General features: G+C 60.0%; 24 protein-coding genes. 9 read left to right on the top strand and 15 right to left on the bottom strand.

What is annotated here, in order from left to right; translation table 11 throughout:
- Positions 1 to 10 precede the first annotated feature (10 nt).
- Positions 11 to 1,294 carry an arsenic transporter gene (locus tag F0169_RS00390; RefSeq protein ID WP_058414013.1) on the bottom strand — a complete coding sequence of 428 codons (1,284 nt, stop codon included), beginning with the start codon at positions 1,292 to 1,294 and terminating at the stop codon, positions 11 to 13.
- 339 nt (positions 1,295 to 1,633) lie between these two features.
- Here F0169_RS00390 and F0169_RS00380 point away from each other — a divergent pair, with 339 nt between their 5' ends.
- The 3 genes from F0169_RS00380 to F0169_RS00370 all read left to right on the top strand — a co-directional run bounded on the left by F0169_RS00380 (position 1,634) and on the right by F0169_RS00370 (position 2,933).
- Complete coding sequence (locus F0169_RS00380; RefSeq protein WP_058414012.1) at positions 1,634 to 1,849, top strand: hypothetical protein; 216 nt, start codon at positions 1,634 to 1,636, stop codon at positions 1,847 to 1,849.
- Positions 1,850 to 1,920: 71 nt separating this feature from the next.
- On the top strand, positions 1,921 to 2,625 hold the full coding sequence (locus F0169_RS00375) for an AzlC family ABC transporter permease (protein WP_152745098.1): 705 nt from the start codon (positions 1,921 to 1,923) through the stop codon (positions 2,623 to 2,625).
- On the top strand, positions 2,622 to 2,933 hold the full coding sequence (locus F0169_RS00370; RefSeq protein WP_058414010.1) for an AzlD domain-containing protein: 312 nt from the start codon (positions 2,622 to 2,624) through the stop codon (positions 2,931 to 2,933). The genes F0169_RS00375 and F0169_RS00370 overlap by 4 nt, the downstream gene beginning before the upstream one ends.
- A 319-nt stretch (positions 2,934 to 3,252) precedes the next feature.
- On the opposite strand, the gene F0169_RS00365 is transcribed toward F0169_RS00370, so the two are convergent.
- The gene (locus F0169_RS00365; protein ID WP_058414009.1) at positions 3,253 to 3,510 is read right to left on the bottom strand and encodes a hypothetical protein; all 258 of its coding nucleotides are present in this window, start codon (positions 3,508 to 3,510) and stop codon (positions 3,253 to 3,255) included.
- A 109-nt stretch (positions 3,511 to 3,619) separates the two neighbouring features.
- On the opposite strand from F0169_RS00365, the gene F0169_RS00360 reads away from it, so the two are divergent.
- The gene (locus F0169_RS00360) at positions 3,620 to 3,973 is read left to right on the top strand and encodes a hypothetical protein (RefSeq protein WP_152745097.1); all 354 of its coding nucleotides are present in this window, start codon (positions 3,620 to 3,622) and stop codon (positions 3,971 to 3,973) included.
- Between the two features lie 145 nt (positions 3,974 to 4,118).
- Here the strand turns inward: F0169_RS00360 and F0169_RS00355 are convergent, their stop codons facing one another.
- From F0169_RS00355 to F0169_RS00310, 10 genes are all read right to left on the bottom strand, one after another.
- Positions 4,119 to 4,823 carry a YoaK family protein gene (locus tag F0169_RS00355; protein WP_152745096.1) on the bottom strand — a complete coding sequence of 235 codons (705 nt, stop codon included), beginning with the start codon at positions 4,821 to 4,823 and terminating at the stop codon, positions 4,119 to 4,121.
- Positions 4,824 to 4,906: 83 nt separating this feature from the next.
- On the bottom strand, positions 4,907 to 5,968 hold the full coding sequence (locus F0169_RS00350; RefSeq protein ID WP_152745095.1) for a DNA topoisomerase IB: 1,062 nt from the start codon (positions 5,966 to 5,968) through the stop codon (positions 4,907 to 4,909).
- Between the two features lie 72 nt (positions 5,969 to 6,040).
- Positions 6,041 to 7,120 carry a molybdenum ABC transporter ATP-binding protein gene (gene modC / locus F0169_RS00345; RefSeq protein ID WP_152745094.1) on the bottom strand — a complete coding sequence of 360 codons (1,080 nt, stop codon included), beginning with the start codon at positions 7,118 to 7,120 and terminating at the stop codon, positions 6,041 to 6,043.
- Between the two features lie 5 nt (positions 7,121 to 7,125).
- Positions 7,126 to 7,806 (bottom strand): molybdate ABC transporter permease subunit, encoded by a 681-nt coding sequence (gene modB, locus F0169_RS00340; protein WP_152745093.1) that lies wholly within the window; start codon positions 7,804 to 7,806, stop codon positions 7,126 to 7,128.
- A complete protein-coding gene (gene modA, locus F0169_RS00335) occupies positions 7,807 to 8,580 on the bottom strand; it encodes a molybdate ABC transporter substrate-binding protein (protein ID WP_152745092.1) in 774 nt (257 codons plus the stop codon). It abuts the gene before it with no gap.
- 143 nt (positions 8,581 to 8,723) lie between these two features.
- Positions 8,724 to 9,779, bottom strand: a complete 1,056-nt coding sequence (locus F0169_RS00330) for an NAD(P)H-dependent flavin oxidoreductase (RefSeq protein WP_152745091.1) — start codon at positions 9,777 to 9,779, stop codon at positions 8,724 to 8,726.
- Positions 9,780 to 9,852: 73 nt separating this feature from the next.
- The gene (gene ada / locus F0169_RS00325) at positions 9,853 to 10,935 is read right to left on the bottom strand and encodes a bifunctional DNA-binding transcriptional regulator/O6-methylguanine-DNA methyltransferase Ada (RefSeq protein WP_152745090.1); all 1,083 of its coding nucleotides are present in this window, start codon (positions 10,933 to 10,935) and stop codon (positions 9,853 to 9,855) included.
- Between the two features lie 75 nt (positions 10,936 to 11,010).
- On the bottom strand, positions 11,011 to 11,676 hold the full coding sequence (gene alkB, locus F0169_RS00320; RefSeq protein WP_058414000.1) for a DNA oxidative demethylase AlkB: 666 nt from the start codon (positions 11,674 to 11,676) through the stop codon (positions 11,011 to 11,013).
- Positions 11,677 to 11,679: 3 nt separating this feature from the next.
- Complete coding sequence (locus F0169_RS00315; RefSeq protein ID WP_172979280.1) at positions 11,680 to 11,850, bottom strand: hypothetical protein; 171 nt, start codon at positions 11,848 to 11,850, stop codon at positions 11,680 to 11,682.
- Positions 11,851 to 11,876: 26 nt separating this feature from the next.
- Positions 11,877 to 12,179 (bottom strand): DUF1883 domain-containing protein, encoded by a 303-nt coding sequence (locus F0169_RS00310; RefSeq protein WP_058413999.1) that lies wholly within the window; start codon positions 12,177 to 12,179, stop codon positions 11,877 to 11,879.
- A gap of 211 nt (positions 12,180 to 12,390) precedes the next feature.
- Between F0169_RS00310 and F0169_RS00305 the strand changes: the two genes are divergently transcribed.
- Entirely contained in the window at positions 12,391 to 12,741 is a 351-nt protein-coding gene (locus tag F0169_RS00305; protein WP_058413998.1) for a hypothetical protein, read from the top strand.
- A 193-nt stretch (positions 12,742 to 12,934) separates the two neighbouring features.
- On the top strand, positions 12,935 to 13,165 hold the full coding sequence (locus F0169_RS00300; RefSeq protein WP_058413997.1) for a hypothetical protein: 231 nt from the start codon (positions 12,935 to 12,937) through the stop codon (positions 13,163 to 13,165).
- A gap of 9 nt (positions 13,166 to 13,174) precedes the next feature.
- On the opposite strand, the gene F0169_RS00295 is transcribed toward F0169_RS00300, so the two are convergent.
- Both F0169_RS00295 and F0169_RS00290 read right to left on the bottom strand, forming a co-directional pair.
- Positions 13,175 to 13,459, bottom strand: a complete 285-nt coding sequence (locus tag F0169_RS00295; RefSeq protein ID WP_058413996.1) for a hypothetical protein — start codon at positions 13,457 to 13,459, stop codon at positions 13,175 to 13,177.
- 145 nt (positions 13,460 to 13,604) lie between these two features.
- The gene (locus F0169_RS00290) at positions 13,605 to 13,790 is read right to left on the bottom strand and encodes a hypothetical protein (protein WP_082649065.1); all 186 of its coding nucleotides are present in this window, start codon (positions 13,788 to 13,790) and stop codon (positions 13,605 to 13,607) included.
- Positions 13,791 to 14,100: 310 nt separating this feature from the next.
- On the opposite strand from F0169_RS00290, the gene galU reads away from it, so the two are divergent.
- Positions 14,101 to 14,940: a UTP--glucose-1-phosphate uridylyltransferase GalU gene (galU, locus tag F0169_RS00285; RefSeq protein ID WP_058413995.1), complete on the top strand. Its 840-nt coding sequence runs from the start codon at positions 14,101 to 14,103 to the stop codon at positions 14,938 to 14,940.
- A 114-nt stretch (positions 14,941 to 15,054) separates the two neighbouring features.
- Entirely contained in the window at positions 15,055 to 16,413 is a 1,359-nt protein-coding gene (gene gorA, locus F0169_RS00280) for a glutathione-disulfide reductase (RefSeq protein ID WP_152745089.1), read from the top strand.
- On the opposite strand, the gene F0169_RS00275 is transcribed toward gorA, so the two are convergent.
- Positions 16,414 to 17,421, bottom strand: a complete 1,008-nt coding sequence (locus tag F0169_RS00275) for a DNA-binding protein (protein WP_152745088.1) — start codon at positions 17,419 to 17,421, stop codon at positions 16,414 to 16,416.
- A 170-nt stretch (positions 17,422 to 17,591) separates the two neighbouring features.
- Between F0169_RS00275 and F0169_RS00270 the strand changes: the two genes are divergently transcribed.
- Entirely contained in the window at positions 17,592 to 18,524 is a 933-nt protein-coding gene (locus tag F0169_RS00270) for a site-specific integrase (RefSeq protein ID WP_152745087.1), read from the top strand.
- Positions 18,525 to 18,626 lie beyond the last annotated feature (102 nt).

Raw genomic sequence — 18,626 nt, 5'->3', positions numbered from 1 at the left:
AGTCGAGCGCTTACACACTCAGGCGCAAGGCCAGCGCCGCGAGGGTGATCAACAGCACCGGCAAGGTCAGCACAATCCCGACCTTGAAGTAGTAGCCCCACGTGATGGTGATGCCTTTGCGCGCCAGAATATGCAACCACAGCAACGTGGCCAGGCTGCCGATGGGGGTGATTTTGGGGCCAAGGTCGCTGCCGATCACGTTGGCGTAGATCATCGCGTCCTTGACCACGCCCACGGCATGGCTGGACTCGATGGACAGCGCGCCGATCAACACCGTCGGCAAGTTGTTCATCACCGACGACAAGAGTGCCGTCAGCACCCCGGTGCCCATGGCCGCGCCCCATACGCCGTAGGTCGCGAAGGTGTCGAGCCAGGTCGCCAGGTAGGTCGTGAGGCCCGCGTTGCGCAGGCCGTAGACCACCAGATACATGCCGAGGGAAAAGATCACGATCTGCCAGGGTGCGTCCTTCAGCACTTTTCGCGTGGAAATAGTGTGGCCCTTGGCGGCGATCACCAGCAGCAACACCGCGCACACGGCGGAAATCGCGCTGATGGGAATGCCCAGCGGTTCCAGCGCGAAACAGCCGACCAGCAAAATACCGAGTACCCACCAGCCAGCGCGAAAAGTCCCACGGTCACGGATGGCGCTCGCCGGTTCTTCCAGGTCGGCCGGGTCGTAGGTCTGCGGAATATCGCGGCGGAAAAACCACATCAGTACCGCGAGCGTGGCCGCCACGCTGACGAAGTTCACCGGCACCATGACGGCGGCGTATTGGTTGAAGCCGATCTTGAAGTAATCCGCCGAGACGATGTTCACCAGGTTCGACACCACCAGCGGCAGGCTCGCGGTGTCGGCGATAAACCCCGCGCCCATCACGAACGCCAGCGTGGCGGCCGGTGAAAAACGCAACGCCAGCAGCATCGACATCACGATAGGCGTCAGAATCAACGCCGCGCCGTCGTTGGCAAAGAGTGCCGACACCAGCGCGCCGAGCAGCACCATATAGGCAAACAAGCGTCGTCCGCGCCCACGCCCCCAACGCGCCACGTGCAGGGCGGTCCAGGCAAAAAAGCCGGCTTCATCGAGCAACAGGCTGATGATGATCAGCGCGACAAAGGTGCCGGTCGCATTCCAGATGATGTGCCACACCACCGGAATGTCAGCCAGGCTGACGACGCCAAGGGCCAGGGCCAGGATCGCGCCCATTGTTGCGCTCCAGCCGACGCCCAGGCCCTTGGGCTGCCAGATGACCAACACGATGGTGAAAATGAAAATCGCAAGTGCGACAAGCATGAGTAAACGCTCCGGGGGCTCAGCAGCACGTGCTCGCCCGTTGTGGTCTGTTGCCCATTGCCGCAAGACGCTTTGCGTCGTTGCGTAGCCAAGGCATGGATCAGTTCGTACGCACAAAGTTCGCCGGCGCGCAGGGTGAATAACCTCAATCGCACGCGGATGGCACCAGCCGGGCATTCCCACACGCCTTTGTGAATACGCATATGCCTGTACGTAGGGAAAATCCCGAGTTCGATTGACGTGGATCAAATGCGCGTAAATCGACCACAAGTGTTTGAAATTAAACTGAAACACGAATGTCCTAAAGTGCCTCCCACTGCTAAAGAAGGAAACGCCAGCGTGACCCGTGCCACTCGCAACCTGCGCAAGACCCTTGATGCCGTCGCCGATAATAACGAAACGGCGGCGTTTGACCTGATGCGCGCCGTCGAAAAACTCGGCGATGAAGTGCTGCGTCAACGCCTGCTCAATACGATTCATCGTCTCAACCAAGACGCTCACGAGCTGCGCCTGGCGCGCGACTCGGTAGAACTGGTGTCGGTAAAACTCGCCTGAGCAAGATCGTTCAAGACAACCACCGCATGACGCTGGCATGCTTGTCGACTGTCTGTCGATGAGCCGTGTCCATGCCTGCAACTCTGCCTTATTACGCCTTCGGTCGCGGCGCGATTGCCGTTATTCCGCTGTCCCTGGCCTGTGCGCCGTGGGGGCTGCTGGCCGGCTCGATGGCCATTGATGCGCAATTTACCCCGCTGCAAGCCCAGGGTTTGTCCGCCATCGTGTTCGCCGGGGCTGCCCAACTGGTGGCTATCGGCATGGTCAAAAGCGGCGCCAGCCTGATTTCGATTGTACTGACCACCTTGCTGCTGACGTCCCAGCACTTGCTCTACGGCATGCACATGCGCCCCACGTTGTCGGCGCTCAATACGCGCTGGCGCATGAGCCTGGGTTTTTTGTTGACCGACGAGTTCTTTGCGTTGGTCAACCATTACGACCGTCAAACCTTCAACCGCTGGTATGCGCTGGGCGTCGGCCTGACGTTTTATATTGCCTGGAACCTCTTCACCTTGGCGGGCATCGTGCTCGGCAAAAGCATTCCGGGCCTTGACCAGTTGGGGCTGGAGTTTTCGATTGCGGCGACGTTTATCGCGTTGATCACCCCGGTGGTGCGCGATGTACCCACCGTGGTCTGCGTCGCTGTTTCGCTGCTGTTTTCGGTATGGCTGAGTTACTTGCACTGGGAGTCGGCGGTGGTGGTATCGGGTGTGCTGGGGATGAGCGCGGGTTATGCGTGCAAGCGGCTCGGGCTGGCGGGGGGAGCGCAGCGATGATTTACGGCATGATTGTGCTGATGGGCTTGGTGGTGTTCCTCAACCGCTACCTGTTTATCGAACCACGCTTGCCGGTGCGGCTCAATCGCGGCGTGCGCGAGTTTCTGGGGTTTGCAGTGCCGGGGATGTTGACGGCGATTTGCGGGCCGATCATTTTTCTTGCCGAGCATAGGCTCAACGTGAGTTTGGCCAACCCGTACATGCTGGCGGGTGTTTGCGCCGTGGCGTTGATGGTTTACACGCGCAGCGTATTAATCACGGTGCTGCTGAGCATGGCGATATTCTATTTGCTGCGCTGGTGGCTCTGAATGCAGTCGGCCTGAAAGCCGACCCCATCCCCCAAACAGAATGCATTCAAACTGTGGGAGCGGGCTTGCTCGCGATTACGGTGTGTCAGGTAAATATTTTTCAACTGACACACCGCGATCGCGAGCAAGCCCCCTCCCACAAAAAGCAAAAAAGCAGATCTGCTGTGCATGCAAACCCCGCTTTTGATCCAAGTCGCCCCGTTAAACCACGACCGGCAAGCAAAAAAAAGCCCGCGGGAGGGCGGGCAGAAGGGAGACTTCTAAAAAATGAGCCTGCTCACTATAAGCGGCGCAATCACCCTTCACAGTGAAACTAAATTTATTCAGCCGCCGGAACTGGCTTCTTCTTGGCCTTGGCCTCTGCCGCCAGGCACTCCAAGGCAAACTGCTCGGTGTAGGTCATCTGGATCGGTGTGCTTTCGCCCTTCACGGTGCGCTCGCCATCGAGTATGTAGCGGATGCGCTTGTCCGTGACGCCGATGCGTTTGGCAATCCACGTGGGCGTCTGGCCGATGCGGCTGATCAGCTTGTCGGCGTAGTCGGTGGACGGGTTATAGCGTTCGGCGTTGGGCGTCATCGGTTTTCCAGGTAAAGGTGCAGTCACAAGTAGGCGACAGGGTGACGTAATAATGCTTGGGTGTCGCCTGCTAATGGTAGAGTCGCGGTTTTTCCAAGGAGGCGATGGCATGCGAACGTTGGTAATTGGCGCATTGATAGTGGCAGCATTATCCGGTTGCGCGAGCTCGAAGATGACCCAAGCGCGCGCCGGCGTGCCCTACAAAACCCTGGCTTCGCAGAAGGCGCCGTTGGTGGTTGCGCAATGCATCCAGTTCGGCTGGCAGGACGAGGCCGTGTTCGGGGTTGACGCGGGTGGCTTCAAGGAGCCGATCGAGGCTGGCGGTTTCACGGTGTACACCACCGGCGGCGATTATTTTGCCGACGTGCGCAGCGCCGGCGCCGGTGCTACCGTCAATTACTTTGCTGGCGACGACACGATGCCGGCCAAACGTCGCTTGGCCGCTCTCGCGACCTGCCTTTAATCCGTTGCCTGCGTGATATTCGGAAATGCCCGGCGGGACAGCCGCCGAGCATTGGCCTATGATTCACACCGCTCGCTCGACGCCAAAGCTCTTTACCAGTACACGGACGTCGAGGCCCAAACGTCGGGCGAGCGTCTTTACCGGCTTATCGCGGCATGTAACCCAACTGCCAGCGCCGCGGAATCTTCAGCGACACCAGCCCCAGCACGGCGGCCAATACACCACTCACCAGTAACGCCTTGAGCCCCAACTGCTGCTCCAGCACCGCGCCGATCACCGCGCCGAAAAACATCCCGGCCCACGGAATCAGCTGCACCCGCCAGCCATTGCGCCTTTCCCCCAGCACCCAGCGGCCCAGCCCGCGCCCAAAGCGTGACAACGCGCCCGTCACATACGTCAGGCCGACCGGCAGGCCGTTGACCTCTTCGACGGCAGCATTGAGCATGCCCATCGCGACAATCGCCGCCAACAGCGCAGGCAACGCATCGTTTGCGGGCCACACGGCGCCGCCGCACAGCAAGGCGGCGATGCATAACAGCAAGGGCAGGGCATGCCGCCGGCTGATGCGGCTGACCACCACACCCAACGCATTGCCGACAACAAACGTCGCCACCAGCAACAGCAAACGCCCGGTCAGGCCGAGATCGCCCGCGCTGATCGCCACGGCCAGGCGCGTGGTGTTACCGCTCATGAATGAGACAAAATCGCCGCTGGCCATAAACCCGATGGCATCGGTCATGCCTGCCAGCACCGAAAGGCTGGCCACCAGCATCAAGCCGACCCGGCCGCGCCATCGATGGCGATGCGCAAGTGCGGCGTTGGCGTAAGGCTTGTGCGATGACGGCAGCATGCGGCCGGGCTCCGGGTGGGATTATTTGGCCACTACCGTAAGACGCTTTGATTGGCTGCGCAATGGGTTCAGAGCATCAGCTGCTAACTCGCTTTGGCTTGCCCGGTCGCTTGCTTAGGCAAATCGGCCGCCAGTTGTTCAAGGAACATCGCCAGCGCGACTTCCTCGGCTTTTAAACCCTTGCGCACCCGAGGTTTGGGCAGTTTCGACAACTCGCCCAAGCTGAAATGTTCGAGCACAGCAGGGTGGATATAACATTTGCGGCACACCGCCGGGGTATTGCCGAGTTGCTTGGCGACGTCCTTGACCATCGCTACCACGTGGCGCTTGGCATCCGATTCCGGCTGCCATTCCAGCTCGCGCAACACCGCAAGCGCAAGCGCGGTGCCGGCCCAGGTGCGGTAATCCTTGGCGGTGAAGTCGGCGCCGGTGAGGCTGTGCAGGTAGGCGTTGACGTCATGCGAGCTGACGGTGTGCCGCTCGCCGTCTTCGTCCAGGTACTGAAACAGGTTTTGCCCAGGCAATTCCATGCAGCGCTTGACCACTGTGGCCAAGCGCCGGTCCTTGACGCTGATTTGATGCTCAACCCCGCTTTTGCCGCGAAACTGGAATTGAATCTCGCTGCCTTTGACGTCCACATGGCGGGTGCGCAGGGTGGTCAGCCCGTAGGATTTGTTGTCACGCGCGTACTGGGTATTGCCGACGCGAATCAGCGTGGCGTCGAGTAGCATCACCACGGTGGCGAGAACTTTTTCGCGGGTAAACCCTGGCTCGGCGATTTGTGCTTCCAGTTGCTTGCGCAGCTTGGGCAAGGCCTCGCCGAACGCTTGCAGGCGCGAATACTTGTCGGTGTCGCGCACCTCACGCCAGCGCGTGTGGTAGCGGTACTGCTTGCGGCCGCGCGCATCACGCCCGGTGGCTTGCAGATGGCCACGCGCGTCGGCGCAAATCCACACGTCGGTGTAGGCGGGCGGCACGGCCAATGCGTTGAGGCGTTTGATTTCATCTTTATCGGTGATGCGCTGGCCTTCAGGGTCGAAATACTGGAACTTGCCGCGCAGTTTTTTACGGCGGATGCCGGGCTGGGTATCGTCAACGTAATGCAGGTCGCGGGGCAGGTCGGCAAGCAACGCAGAGTCGGGCATGGTGCAAATTCCTTGGCAAGATCAGGCCGGTATGTCTGATTGACCGCAGAGTTTTGCGCGCGTGCCAATTAGTTAGGCCAGCACCGCCGCCGCCTTGATTTGCGCCCACAGTTGCTGGCCGGGGTGCAGGTGCAACTGGTCGCGGGAGAAGCGCGTGATGCGCGCCAGCAACGGCGTGCCGCCCGCGTCGAGGCGCACCAGCACGTGGGCGCTGTTGTCCGCCGCGATGTCTTGGGTGACCGTCACCGGCAGGCGGTTGAGGATGCTGCTCGGCTCTTGCGCCTGCAGGCTGAGGCTGACGTCGCGCGCTTGCACCTTGACCCGCAACTGTTTGCCCAACGCCAGCGGCGCGTGGGCCACGCGCATCTGCAGCGGGCTGTCAGGCAGTTGCAAGGTCAGCAGTTGATAGTGCTCGTCGTAGGCGCTGACTGTGCCGTTGATCACCACGCCAGCGTCGTCGCCCAACGCCAGCGGCAGGTCGAGCCGCGCCAGGGTTTCACCGATCGGGCCGCTGGCCAGGGCCTTGCCGTCGCTGAGCAGCACGATGTGATCCGCCAGCCGCGCTACTTCGTCCTGCGCGTGGCTGACGTACAGCACCGGGATGTCCAGCTCGTCGTGCAGGCGTTCGAGGTAAGGCAGTATTTCGCTTTTGCGTTTGCTGTCGAGCGCCGCCAACGGTTCATCCATCAACAACAATTTAGGGCTGGTGAGCAGCGCGCGCGCAATGCCGATGCGCTGGCGCTCACCGCCGGACAAGTGCTGCGGATGGCGCTCAAGCAGGTGGCCGATGCCGAGCAGTTCGGTGGCCTGGGCCATGTCCACGCGCCGCTGTTGGCGCGGGATGCGCTTGAGACCGAACTCAAGATTAGCCCGCACCGACAGGTGCGGAAAAAGACTCGCTTCCTGAAACACATAACCCAGCGCGCGTTTATGCGGCGGCACAAACAGCCCGTGACGGCTGTCTTGCCAGACCTCATCGTTAACCTGCACAAACCCGGCTTCGGCGCGCTCCAGCCCGGCGATGCAGCGCAGACAGGTGGTTTTGCCGGAGCCGGAATGCCCGTACAGCGCGCTCACGCCACGGCCGGGAAGATGCAGGTCGACGTCCAGCGCAAAGCCTGCATAGTTGAGGTGCAGTCGTACGTCTATCATCGTGGTCAGCTCCAGCCCATTTTGGTTTTACGGCTGGAGTAGAGCGCCAGCAACACGAGGAACGCGAACACCACCATCGAGCCCGCGAGCCAGTGCGCCTGGGCATATTCCATGGCTTCGACGTGGTCGTAGATTTGCACCGAGACCACGCGGGTCTTGTCCGGGATGTTGCCGCCGATCATCAGCACCACGCCAAACTCACCCACCGTATGCGCAAAGCCAAGAATCGAGGCGGTGATAAACCCGGGGCGCGCCAGCGGCAAAATCACCGTGAAAAAAGTGTCCCACGGATTCGCCCGCAAGGTCGCGGCCACCTCCAATGGGCGGGTGCCGATGGCGGAGAAGGCGTTTTGCAACGGCTGCACCACAAACGGCAGGGAGTAGATCACCGAGCCAATCACCAGCCCGGCGAAGCTGAACGTCAGCGTGCCCAGGCCCAGCCATTGGGTAAACTGGCCGAAATAGCCATGCGGGCCCATGCTCAACAGCAGGTAAAAACCAATCACCGTCGGTGGCAGCACCAACGGCAGGGCGACGATGGCCCCAATCGGGCCGCGCCACCAGGAACGCGTGCGCGACAGCCACAGCGCAATCGGAGTGCCGATGATCAGTAGAATCACGGTGGTCAGTGACGCCAGCTTGATGGTCAGCCAGATCGCCGAAAAATCGGCACTCGACAGCGGCATTTAGTTGGCCAGCTCGTAACCGTAGGCCTTGATCACCGCAGCGGCTTTCGGGCCTTTGAGGTATTCAACCAGGGCTTTGGCAGCGGCGCTGTCTTTACCTTTGGTGAGGATCACCGCGTCCTGCTTGATCGGGTCATGCATCGACGCCGGGACGATCCAGGCCGAGCCGCTGGTGACTTTGCCGTCCTTGTAAATCTGCGACAGCGCTACAAAACCCAGCTCGGCATTGCCGGTGGACACGAATTGGTAGGCCTGAGTGATGTTCTGGCCTTCGACCAGCTTGTCCTTGACCTTCTCGGTCAAGCCTTCCTTGGCCAGCACTTGGGTGGCGGCCAGGCCGTACGGCGCAGCTTTCGGGTTGGCGATGGACAGGTGCTTGAAGTCATTTTTCTTCAGCACGTCACCCTTGGCATCCACGTAGCCTTCTTTTGCCGACCACAGCGCCAGCGTGCCGACGGCGTAGGTGAAGCGCGAACCTTTGACCGTGTCACCTTCGCTTTCGAGCTTCTGCGGGGTGGTGTCGTCCGCACTGAGGAACACTTCGAACGGCGCGCCGTTCTTGATCTGCGTATAGAACTGGCCGGTGGCACCGTAGGCGGCGACCAGTGTGTGGCCGGTGTCTTTTTTGAAGTCGGCGGCAATCGCCTGGATCGGCGCCGTGAAGTTGGCGGCAACGGCGACTTGCACTTCATCGGCGTGGGCCGAACCAAAGGCGAAGGCGGCAATCAGGCTGGCCACGGCAGTGGGGGCCAGGCGTGAGGCGCGGATCATCATGAAGCAGCTCCTTTTTATGAGGCGAGGATTGTACGTTGCGTTATAGGCAGGTGGCTTTACCGCTATGTACGGGAATATATAGCGGTTGGCCATCGCCGGTACAGTGCAAAGTTCTCCAGGCAACCCGCCTCAGTGTTGAAACGCTACAGCCTGGCCAGCGCTTGCTCGGCCAATTCGCGCGTCAGGTCGTAAGCCGACATGTGTTTGCCCAAGCGCAGTGCCTGGCCCGACCACAGGTTGCTGAAACCCGCTTCATCAAGCGCTTTGAGCGGCATCAACGCGCCGCCCGAGGTGGGGAATGCAGGCGCTGCCGGGTTGATCGCGCCGAGTTCACGCATCACGCGGTTAACGATGCCGCGCGCCGGGCGGCCGGTAAACAGGTTGGTCAACGCGGTGTCGCTGGCTTGCGCGTGTTGCAACGCATGCCGGTGGGAAGCGCTGATGTTGGCCTCGTCTGTAAACAGGTACGCGGTGCCAAGCTGCACGGCGCACGCGCCAAGCGCGAATGCCGCGACAACCCCGCGTGCATCGCCGATGCCGCCTGCGGCAACTACCGGCACGCTGACCGCGTCGACAATTTGCGGCAGCAGTGCCATCAGGCCAATCTGGGTATTCAGGTCGTCGCTGAGAAACAACCCGCGATGCCCGCCTGCCTCAATGCCCATCGCAATAATTGCATCGCAGCCGTGCTGTTCCAGCCACACGGCTTCGGCCACGGTGGTGGCTGACGACAGCACCTTGGCGCCGGTGGCTTTTACCCGGTCGAGCAAGGCCTGTTCCGGCAGGCCGAAGTGAAAACTCACCACTTCTGGGCGAAACGCTTCAACGATTTGGCAGGCGGCATCGTTGAACGGCGCGCGATCAGACACCGGGGTCGGCGCGTCAAAGTCGGCGCCCAATTCGCGGTAGTAGGGCGCGAGCAAATCCTTCCAGTGCCGGTCACGTTGTGCATCGGCCACAGGCGGTTGATGGCAGAAGAAATTCACGTTGAGCGGGCGCACGTTTGCCTGGCGCAGGGTGGTCAAGGCTTCGCGCAGTTGCTCGATGCTCAGCCCGGCCGCCGGCATCGAACCGAGGCCGCCCGCTGCATTCACGGCGCTGACCATGGCGGTGGTGGTCGCCGCGACCATGGGCGCCTGGATGATGGGCAAATCAATGCCCAAGAGGTCTAGAATTCGAGTGTCTGGCCAGGTGCTCATGGCGGATGCGTCTCCAGCGTCAGTAAGGCGTGGCGCTGTTGTAGCAGGGCGCTTGGCGCCCGGCCAGTGCGTTTTATTCACTGGACGACGGCGACGTTTCGTGAAGCTCTGCACCGCCGTGCTCTCGCTCCAGCAGTTGGCGCTTGCGTTCTATGCCCCAGCGGTAGCCCGACAGTTCGCCGTTACTGCGCACCACGCGATGGCACGGAATCGCCACCGCCAGCGCGTTGGCGGCACAGGCCTGAGCCACAGCACGAAACGACTTGGGCGCGCCGATGCGCTGGGCGATCTGCGCGTAGCTGGCGGTGCTGCCCGGCGGAATTTCGCGCAGCGCCTGCCACACGCGCTCCTGAAACGCAGTGCCGCGCAAGTCCAGCGGCAAATTCAACCCCAGCGCAGGCGCTTCGATAAACCCCACGACGTGGGCGATCAACTGTTCAAAGCCCTGATCTGCGCCGACTAATTCGGCGTTGCGAAATTTATCCTGCAGCTCGCGCACCAGCGTGTCCGGGTCGTCCCCGAGCAAAATCGCGCAGACGCCGCGTTGGCTCTGCGCCACCAGAATCGCGCCCAACGAGCACTGGCCCACGGCAAACAGAATCTGGCTGTGGCTGCCGCCGGCTTTGTAATCGCTGGGTTTCATGCCGAGCAGTTGGTCGGCCGCGGCATAAAAGCGGCTGTTGGAGTTGAAGCCGGCCTCGTACAGCGCCTCGGTCACCGAGTGCTGGCTGTGCAGGCCATCACGTACTTTGCGCGAACGCAGGGCGCTGGCATAACCCTTGGGCGTCAGGCCAGTGACGCCTTTGAACACTCGATGGAAATGGAAAGGACTTAGCCCGGCCAGGCGCGCAAGCGCTTCCAGGTTGGGCGGCGTTTCAGCCTGCTCCAGGTGCCTGCACGCATCCGCCACCAACTGCGCGTGGTGCGCGGCCAATTGAGTCTGGTCACCCAGCGCGCGTTTACTTGGGCGATAGCCTGCGGCTTCGGCGAGGGCGGCGCTGTCGAAGAATTCGATATTGTCCGGGCGCGGCAAGCGCGAGGCACTGCTGGGGCGGCAATACACGCCGGTGGTTTTTACGCCATACACAAATACCGCGTCGGCCTTGGCGTCGCGCGCGACGATGGCGGCCCAGCGGGGGTCTTGTTGGTTGCTCATGGCCTGCACTCTTGACGGGTCACGCGCAGATTAACCGGGTTGGTCATGCTGGGCACCCTCAAGCTTGCGGTCAAATCAGCCGGCAGTGCGAAAGGTCAGGTTGATACGCTGCGGGCCCATGATCGGGTGCACACCTTCCTTGATCGGCATCACCCCATGAAAGCGCAGGCGATCAACGCCGCCCCAGACCACCACGTCGCCATGGAACAGCGAGATCTTCTGCGTTTTGTCGCTGCGCGCGTGGCCGCCAAACAGGAAAATCGCCGGCAGGCCGAGCGACACCGAGACCACGGGCGCGCGGTAGCAGCGCTCGTTTTTGTCTTGGTGCAGGGACATTTTAGCGCCAGGCACATAGCGGTTGATCAGGCAGGCGTCCGGCACAAACTCGTCGAAACCGGCGTCTGTCGCCGCCAGCATCGCCAGTTGGCGCAACGCCTCTGGCATCGCCGGCCACGGTTGCTGGCTGCGCGGGTCAAGGGGGCTGTAACGATAACCGGCACTGTCAGTGGTCCAGCCCAGTTCGCCGCAACTGCTCAGCGCCGCCGACATGGTAAACCCGCCAGGCGTGACCATCTGCCGAAACGGCGATTGCGCCAGCACCCGACGCAGTTCAGGCAGCAGGCGCTCAATCCAGGGCAGGGCGTAGCCCCTGAGCACGTAAGACTCTTCGCCAATCTGCTCGCGCCGCGCGGGTTGTTGCAGGGCGTCATCGGCGAACAAATCAGCAGTAGGGCCTGGCATGGCTTACAGCGCCTTGCTCACTTTTACATCGGTGATTTCGTCGGTGGCATCTTGGTGCATTTTTGCCAGTGCTTGTTTGGCTTCATCGACGCTATCGGTATGCAATTGAGCGAACTCAAAGCGGCGCTCGCCGTTAAGCTTGTAATTGATGACGTATTTAGTCGTGGTGGTCACAGCTATCTTCCTGTCGAGTGTTCGGATCAGCTCAGTTTGCTGCTGGTGCGACGAACGATGCGAATCTTGTGGGACAAAGCAGGCTTGCGGGTAACGCTGATGGCGCGGCGGGTGACCACGTCCAGGGTAATGTTCCAGAACCCGGTGCTCGGCGCGGTGATTCTGGCCGGGAAGTCCTCGAATGCGCCGCCGTGGTAGGTGTGGCGGCCACCGTTCTTGAAGCTGCGGAAGTTGGCGTCGCTCATCAAACGAATGTTGCAGGTCTGCGAGCATTCGATGACCACGATGTCGCCCTCGTTGAGATGCTCGCGCTGGTGGATGAATTTCATGGGGTGTCTCCAGAGGGCTTTTTCTGAAAAATCAGAATGATACGTAGGATAAGATAGAGTTTATCAGCCCTAGCGCGGTTATTATCGGGTCGCCGTCGACGAGTTCGACAATTTAAATCAGTTATTTCTCAGGTTTTTAGAGATAAGTCCTACATTGATGGGAGAAATTTTCTCTCGGCGCTGTCCTAGGGTCTTTATCGGAGGTGTTCGTATGAAGTGGAGTGTGTTGGTGCTTGCCTTGGCGTTGGGTGGCTGTGCGTCGGTTGCAGATATCAAGCAGACCCCGCCAACCTTGGTGGTCATTTCAGGCAAAAAACCGCCTGAGTATGCCGCATGCGTGGTCCGCAAGTTGGCCGCGACTCGCCGCCCGCCGCAGATCGAACCGCATAAGGACGGTGTGCAGGTAATTGTGCCGCAGAAATTCTCGTCTGACCCGTCGGCGATCTTCGAAATCGAGGACCGCTCCAGCGGCAGCAGCATCAAGCTCTATGAGAGTATGTCAAATGTGCCTATTCGCCCGGGTGACGTTAAAAAAGCCGGGGAAGACTGTATCTCCGGCTGAGCCTCCACAGGTTTATCCCGCACACACTTGAGTCCGATAAAAAAGCCTGGCGCTGCGGTTGCAGCGTCAGGCTTTTTTTGTGCTGCTGTCGGCGCTGTGGCGAAGGCGCCGTTAAACTGTCGGTTATTCAATGCAAAAAATGCCGCGCAACGGTTGAGGTTGCACGGCACTTGTCTTTTTTTGGAAGCCCGCCATGAAACGTGAACACGTCAGAGCCCGCCACGCCGAGGGTCAGATCTCGGCCACCCATGTCATCCAGAACCCTGCCGATCTTGGCGAGTGGATCGTATTTTTCAAGAAAAGCGGCGGGCGCAGTTATTTTCTGGTGGATGAGCAGGATGAGGTTGAGTCATTTGCGAAGCTGGATGACTTAATCGAGCTGCTACGCGAACTCGGGATCAAGTTCGCCGAAATTCACCTGTAGCCCTGTGGCTTACTTGCAGACCACAACCACACTGCGGCCCTTGAAGTTGCCGACGTCTTTGCCGAGTGTCTTGTCGTCTTCTTTCAGCGACGGCGTGCCTTCGGTTCCGACGATGCGGTAGCCGGTGCCTGCGCACGAGGCGTCAGCTTTCTCGTAGCAACTGGCCCACGAGTTCGCCTCGCCTGAACAGTCGATGGTCAAACCTTGCTCGCCGTTTTTCAGGTAGGTATCAGAGGTGGTGGTGCAGCCGGTGATCAGCGTCAGTGCCGCAGTCAGTGCCAGAATCTTGTTCATGTGTAAGGTCGTCGTTGGTGGTGTTGGAGGGGCGCTGACACTGTCGTGGGGCGTTCGCAGCAGATTATAGCTAACTGCCATCAAGGTACAGACAAACACTACAAAGCCCCGTTCAACGGGGCTTTGTGCGCAAGCTTTTGAACGCTTACTTCTTCTTCGGTCTTGCGCTCGACGCGTGGCCGGCTTCATCCACAAAGACTTCGGCAACTGCAACCGCCTGGCTCTCGGTCGCGAATGCGCCGGCAACGCTGTCACCGTGGAAGTTGATCAAGTGCCAGCCATCTGCGCGCTGGGTGATCAGGTAGCCGTTTACACCTTTTGGTTCTGACATCTATTAACAATCTCTTGGTCTGGTTCAAGGGCGCAATGATAGCGCCAAATGCCCCGAACGCGCGCAAGTTGTTGCAGCGCAGTGTTCAACGCCCAAAAGCGTGCTAAAACAGTCAGAGCCCTTTTAAACAAAGGCGCTCAGGCCGGTTTTGTCTAACCGTTGGTAAGGCTCTTTGTATGATTAGTGGAACTTACGCCGACATTTTTTCTCTATGTTGACATCGCAACGCCAGCAGGAGCCATTGTAAGGTGACTGCGGCCTCATTAGACTGCGCCGAATTCCGTACGCACAGCCCTTTGTAAGGACTCATATGATCAAGAAATGCTTGTTCCCAGCAGCCGGTTACGGCACTCGCTTCTTGCCAGCGACCAAGGCCATGCCCAAAGAGATGCTGCCGGTGGTGAACAAGCCACTGATTCAGTACGGCGTCGAAGAGGCACTGGATGCCGGTTTGAACGAAATCTCCATCGTCACCGGCCGTGGTAAGCGCGCGCTCGAAGACCACTTCGACATCAGCTACGAGCTGGAAAACCAGATCAAGGGCACCGACAAGGAAAAGTACCTGGTCGGTATCCGTAAACTGCTCGACGAGTGCTCGTTCTCCTACACTCGTCAAACCCAGATGAAAGGCCTTGGCCACGCGATTCTGACCGGCCGCCCACTGATCGGTGACGAACCGTTCGCCGTGGTGCTGGCGGATGACCTGTGTGTGAACCTTGACGGCAAAGGCGTTCTGGAACAGATGGTTGATCTGTTCAAGAAATACCGTTGCACCATCGTTGCGGTGATGGAAGTAGACCCATCGCAAACCAACAAGTACGGCGTGATCGCCGGCGACGAAATTGGTGATGGCCTGATCCGCGTTCGCGACATGGTCGAGAAGCCAAACCCGGAAGACGCGCCGTCGAACCTGGCGATCATCGGCCGTTACATCCTGACCCCGGACATCTTCAAGCTGATCGAAGAAACCGAGCCAGGCAAGGGCGGCGAAATCCAGATCACCGACGCCCTGTTGAAGCAAGCCAAAGACGGCTGCGTAATCGCCTACAAATTCAAGGGCCAGCGTTTTGACTGCGGCGGCGCTGAAGGCTACATCGAGGCAACCAACTTCTGCTTCGAGCACTTCTACAAGACGGGCAAGGCTTACTGATTCAGGCTTGCCTGACTGCTATGCCGATGTAAGTAAAAAGCCACCTTCGGGTGGCTTTTTGGTTTTTCGGCCCCATCTAAGTCGGTATGCTGATGACCTGCCGAGGAGAGTGAAATGGCCTACGATTTTGATCTGTATGTAATTGGCGCCGGTTCCGGCGGTGTTCGCGCGGCGCGTTTTGCCGCAGGCTTTGGCGCCAAGGTAGCCGTTGCGGAAAGCCGCTACTTGGGCGGCACCTGCGTCAACGTCGGCTGCGTGCCAAAAAAACTGTTGGTCTACGGTGCACATTTCGCCGAAGACTTCGAGCAAGCCAGCGGTTTCGGCTGGTCGTTGGGCGAAGCAAAATTTGATTGGGCGACCTTGATCGCCAACAAAGATCGCGAAATCAATCGCCTTAATGGCATCTACCGCAACCTGCTGGTCAACAGCGGCGTGACCCTGCATGAGGGCCATGCGCGCTTGGTTGATGCGCACCAGGTAGAGATCAATGGCGAACGCTTTACCGCCAAGCACATCTTGATCGCGACGGGCGGCTGGCCGCAGATTCCGGACATTCCAGGGCGCGAACACGCCATCGGCTCCAATGAAGCGTTCTTCCTCAAAGAGTTGCCAAAACGCGTGCTGGTGGTGGGTGGTGGTTACATTGCGGTTGAATTCGCCGGCATCTTCCATGGCCTGGGCGCGCTCACCACGCTGCTGTACCGCGGCGACCTGTTCTTGCGCGGCTTCGACGGTTCGGTGCGCAAGCACCTGCAAGAGGAATTGACCAAGCGCGGCCTGGACCTGCAGTTTAATGCCGACATCCAACGTATCGACAAGCAGGCGGACGGCAGCCTCAAGGCCACGCTGAAAGATGGCCGTGTGCTGGATGCCGATTGCGTGTTCTACGCCACGGGTCGCCGGCCAATGCTCGACAACCTCGGCCTGGAAAACACTGGCGTGAAGTTGGACGAGCGCGGTTTTGTCGAAGTGGATGACCAGTATCAGACCGCCGACGCTTCGATCCTGGCGATTGGCGATGTGATTGGTCGCGTGCAATTGACCCCGGTTGCGTTGGCCGAAGGCATGGCGGTGGCGCGGCGGCTGTTCAAGCCTGAGCAATACCGCCCGGTCGATTACGCGATGATCCCGACGGCGGTGTTCAGCCTGCCGAATATCGGCACTGTCGGCCTGACCGAAGAAGAGGCGAAGAAGAACGGCCACCGTGTGCAACTCTTCGAAAGCCGCTTCAGGCCGATGAAGCTGACGCTGACCGACTGCCAGGAGAAAACCTTGATGAAGCTGGTGGTCGACGCCGACACCGACAAGGTGCTCGGTTGCCACATGGTCGGCCCCGAGGCGGGCGAAATCATCCAGGGCCTGGCGATCGCGCTCAAGGCCGGCGCGACCAAGCAGCAGTTCGACGAAACCATTGGCGTGCACCCGACGTCAGCGGAAGAGTTCGTCACTATGCGCACGCCTGTCGACGACTGATCAGGTGTCGGGCGTTGCCTCTGGCGCCGTTGCAACGGCGGCCGCCAGGCGCAATGCCTCTATGCTGGCCTGGGCCTTGATAAGTTCCAGCTCCAGGGCTTTGTGGGTCTGCTGCTGTTCGGTCAGTGCTTGCTGGCGTGATTGGCTTTCGAGCAAAGCCACGCGCAGGCGCTCTTGAAGCAGCGTGCGTTCACTTTCAGCCAAGCTGACCTGCTGGCTCAGCGTGAGCTGCAACGCTTGGTCTTTGCGGCTTTGCTCCTGCAGCGCGGCCAATTCCTTGGACGTCACCCGATGCTCGATCAATAGCCGCTCATTGTCGCGGTGCAACTGAGTGATTTCATCCTGACGCACCATCGCACTTTGCTGGGCCTGGCGGAGTTCTGCCTGTACCTGTTGCAGTTGGCCTTCATGGCGACGTTGCTCCTGCTCACGCTGCTCTTTGATCGCGTTGCGGTAATGCTCCAGCGCATCGCGGGCGTGCAGGTGCTTTTCTTCCAGCGAGCGGATCTGCTCGTCCTTGTCGTTAATCCTTAATTCGTAATCGCTGCACGCCTGGCTGAGCCCGGCGTTACGGGTTTGCTCGGTCTGCAAGCTGGTACTGGTGGTGAGCAGGGCCGCGCTTTCTTCGGCCAGCGCCGCGGCTTGAATATCAAATTGCTGCTTGAGCTGGCTGTGCGCGTCTTCCAGCGTTTCTACCTGGGCGAGCAGGGCGGCTTTTTGCTGTTCGAATTGCGCCAAGGCCAGGTCGATGGGCTCCTGCGCCTTTTCTTTCAAGCGCTGCGACAGCCGCGCCACCAGCTCACCGAGCTCGTCGTCAATCGGCGCTTCGGTGATCGTCAGCCGGTTTTCGCTGTCGTCCAGTTCCTTCAAATAGCGGTGAATCGTGGTTTTCGAGCCGGTATTGCCCATTTCGATGCGTACCGCGTCGATGCTCGGGTTTTCGCCACGGGCAATGAGTGCCAGGCGCGCCGTTTGAACCACTGCTTTGTTTATGCCGCCGCGTGCCATGAAGTCTCCGTCGATTTAGTACTGTGGTACGTAGTATGTATTTACGTACTGTATCACGATTATAAAAATGTTTAAATTGAGGATTTATCAGATGGGATATTGGCGTATTATCCCGTCTCACCACCGTTTTAACCGCCGATACACCCGCTGGCAGTACGAATAGGCCCCTCATGAGCGACTTGGACCGTTACCTCAACGCCGCAACCCGCGATAACACGCGGCGCAGTTACCGTGCGGCAATCGAACACTTCGAAGTCAGTTGGGGAGGGTTTCTGCCGGCAACCAGTGACAGCGTGGCGCGCTACCTGGTCGCGCATGCGGGCGTGTTGGCGGTGAACACCTTGAAGCTGCGGCTCTCGGCACTCGCGCAGTGGCACACCAGCCAGGGTTTTCCCGACCCGACCAAGGCGCCGGTGGTGCGCAAAGTGCTCAAGGGCATTCGCGCCGTGCACCCGGTGCGCGAAAAACAAGCCGAGCCTTTGCAGCTCAAGCATCTGGAGCAGGTCGTCGGGTTTCTGCAAGAGGATGCAAACACTGCGCGCGAGGCTGATGACCAACCGCGTTTGCTACGTGCCAAGCGCGATACAGCGTTAATTCTGCTGGGCTTCTGGCGCGGCTTTCGCAGTGACGAGCTCTGCCGCTTAGCGATTGAGCACGTGCAGGCCACGCCCGGCGCTGGCATCAGCCTGTACTTGCCGCGCAGCAAAAGTGATCGCGAGAATATCGGCAAAACCTATCAAACCCCGGCGCTGCTGCGCCTGTGCCCGGTGCAGGCGTACAGTGAATGGCTCAGCGCTTCGGCCTTGGTGCGTGGCCCGGTGTTCCGTGCGGTGGACCGTTGGGGCAACCTGGGCGAGGAGGGCTTGCACCCCAACAGCGTGATCCCGCTGCTGCGCCAGGCCCTGGAGCGCGCCGGCATTCCTGCCGATCAATACACCAGCCACTCGCTGCGGCGCGGCTTTGCGAGCTGGGCGCATCGCAGTGGCTGGGACCTCAAGTCGCTGATGAGTTACGTCGGCTGGAGCGACATCAAATCTGCGATGCGCTATGTTGAAGCCGCGCCCTTTCTCGGCATGACCTTGGCCACCCCGGCGCTGGTTTGAGTTTTCTTCTATTAATACCGTCACTTGATAGGGAAAACCAATCGTTAGCATCAGGTTTGCCAATGAGCCACCGGCCGAAAGAGTGCGTAGGATTCCTCCCAT

This window comes from Pseudomonas kitaguniensis (assembly GCF_009296165.1).
Taxonomy (GTDB): Bacteria; Pseudomonadota; Gammaproteobacteria; order Pseudomonadales; family Pseudomonadaceae; genus Aquipseudomonas; species Aquipseudomonas kitaguniensis.
Note: the sequence above shows the minus strand (reverse complement) of the source record. Positions and strands in the feature narration are given on the sequence as shown.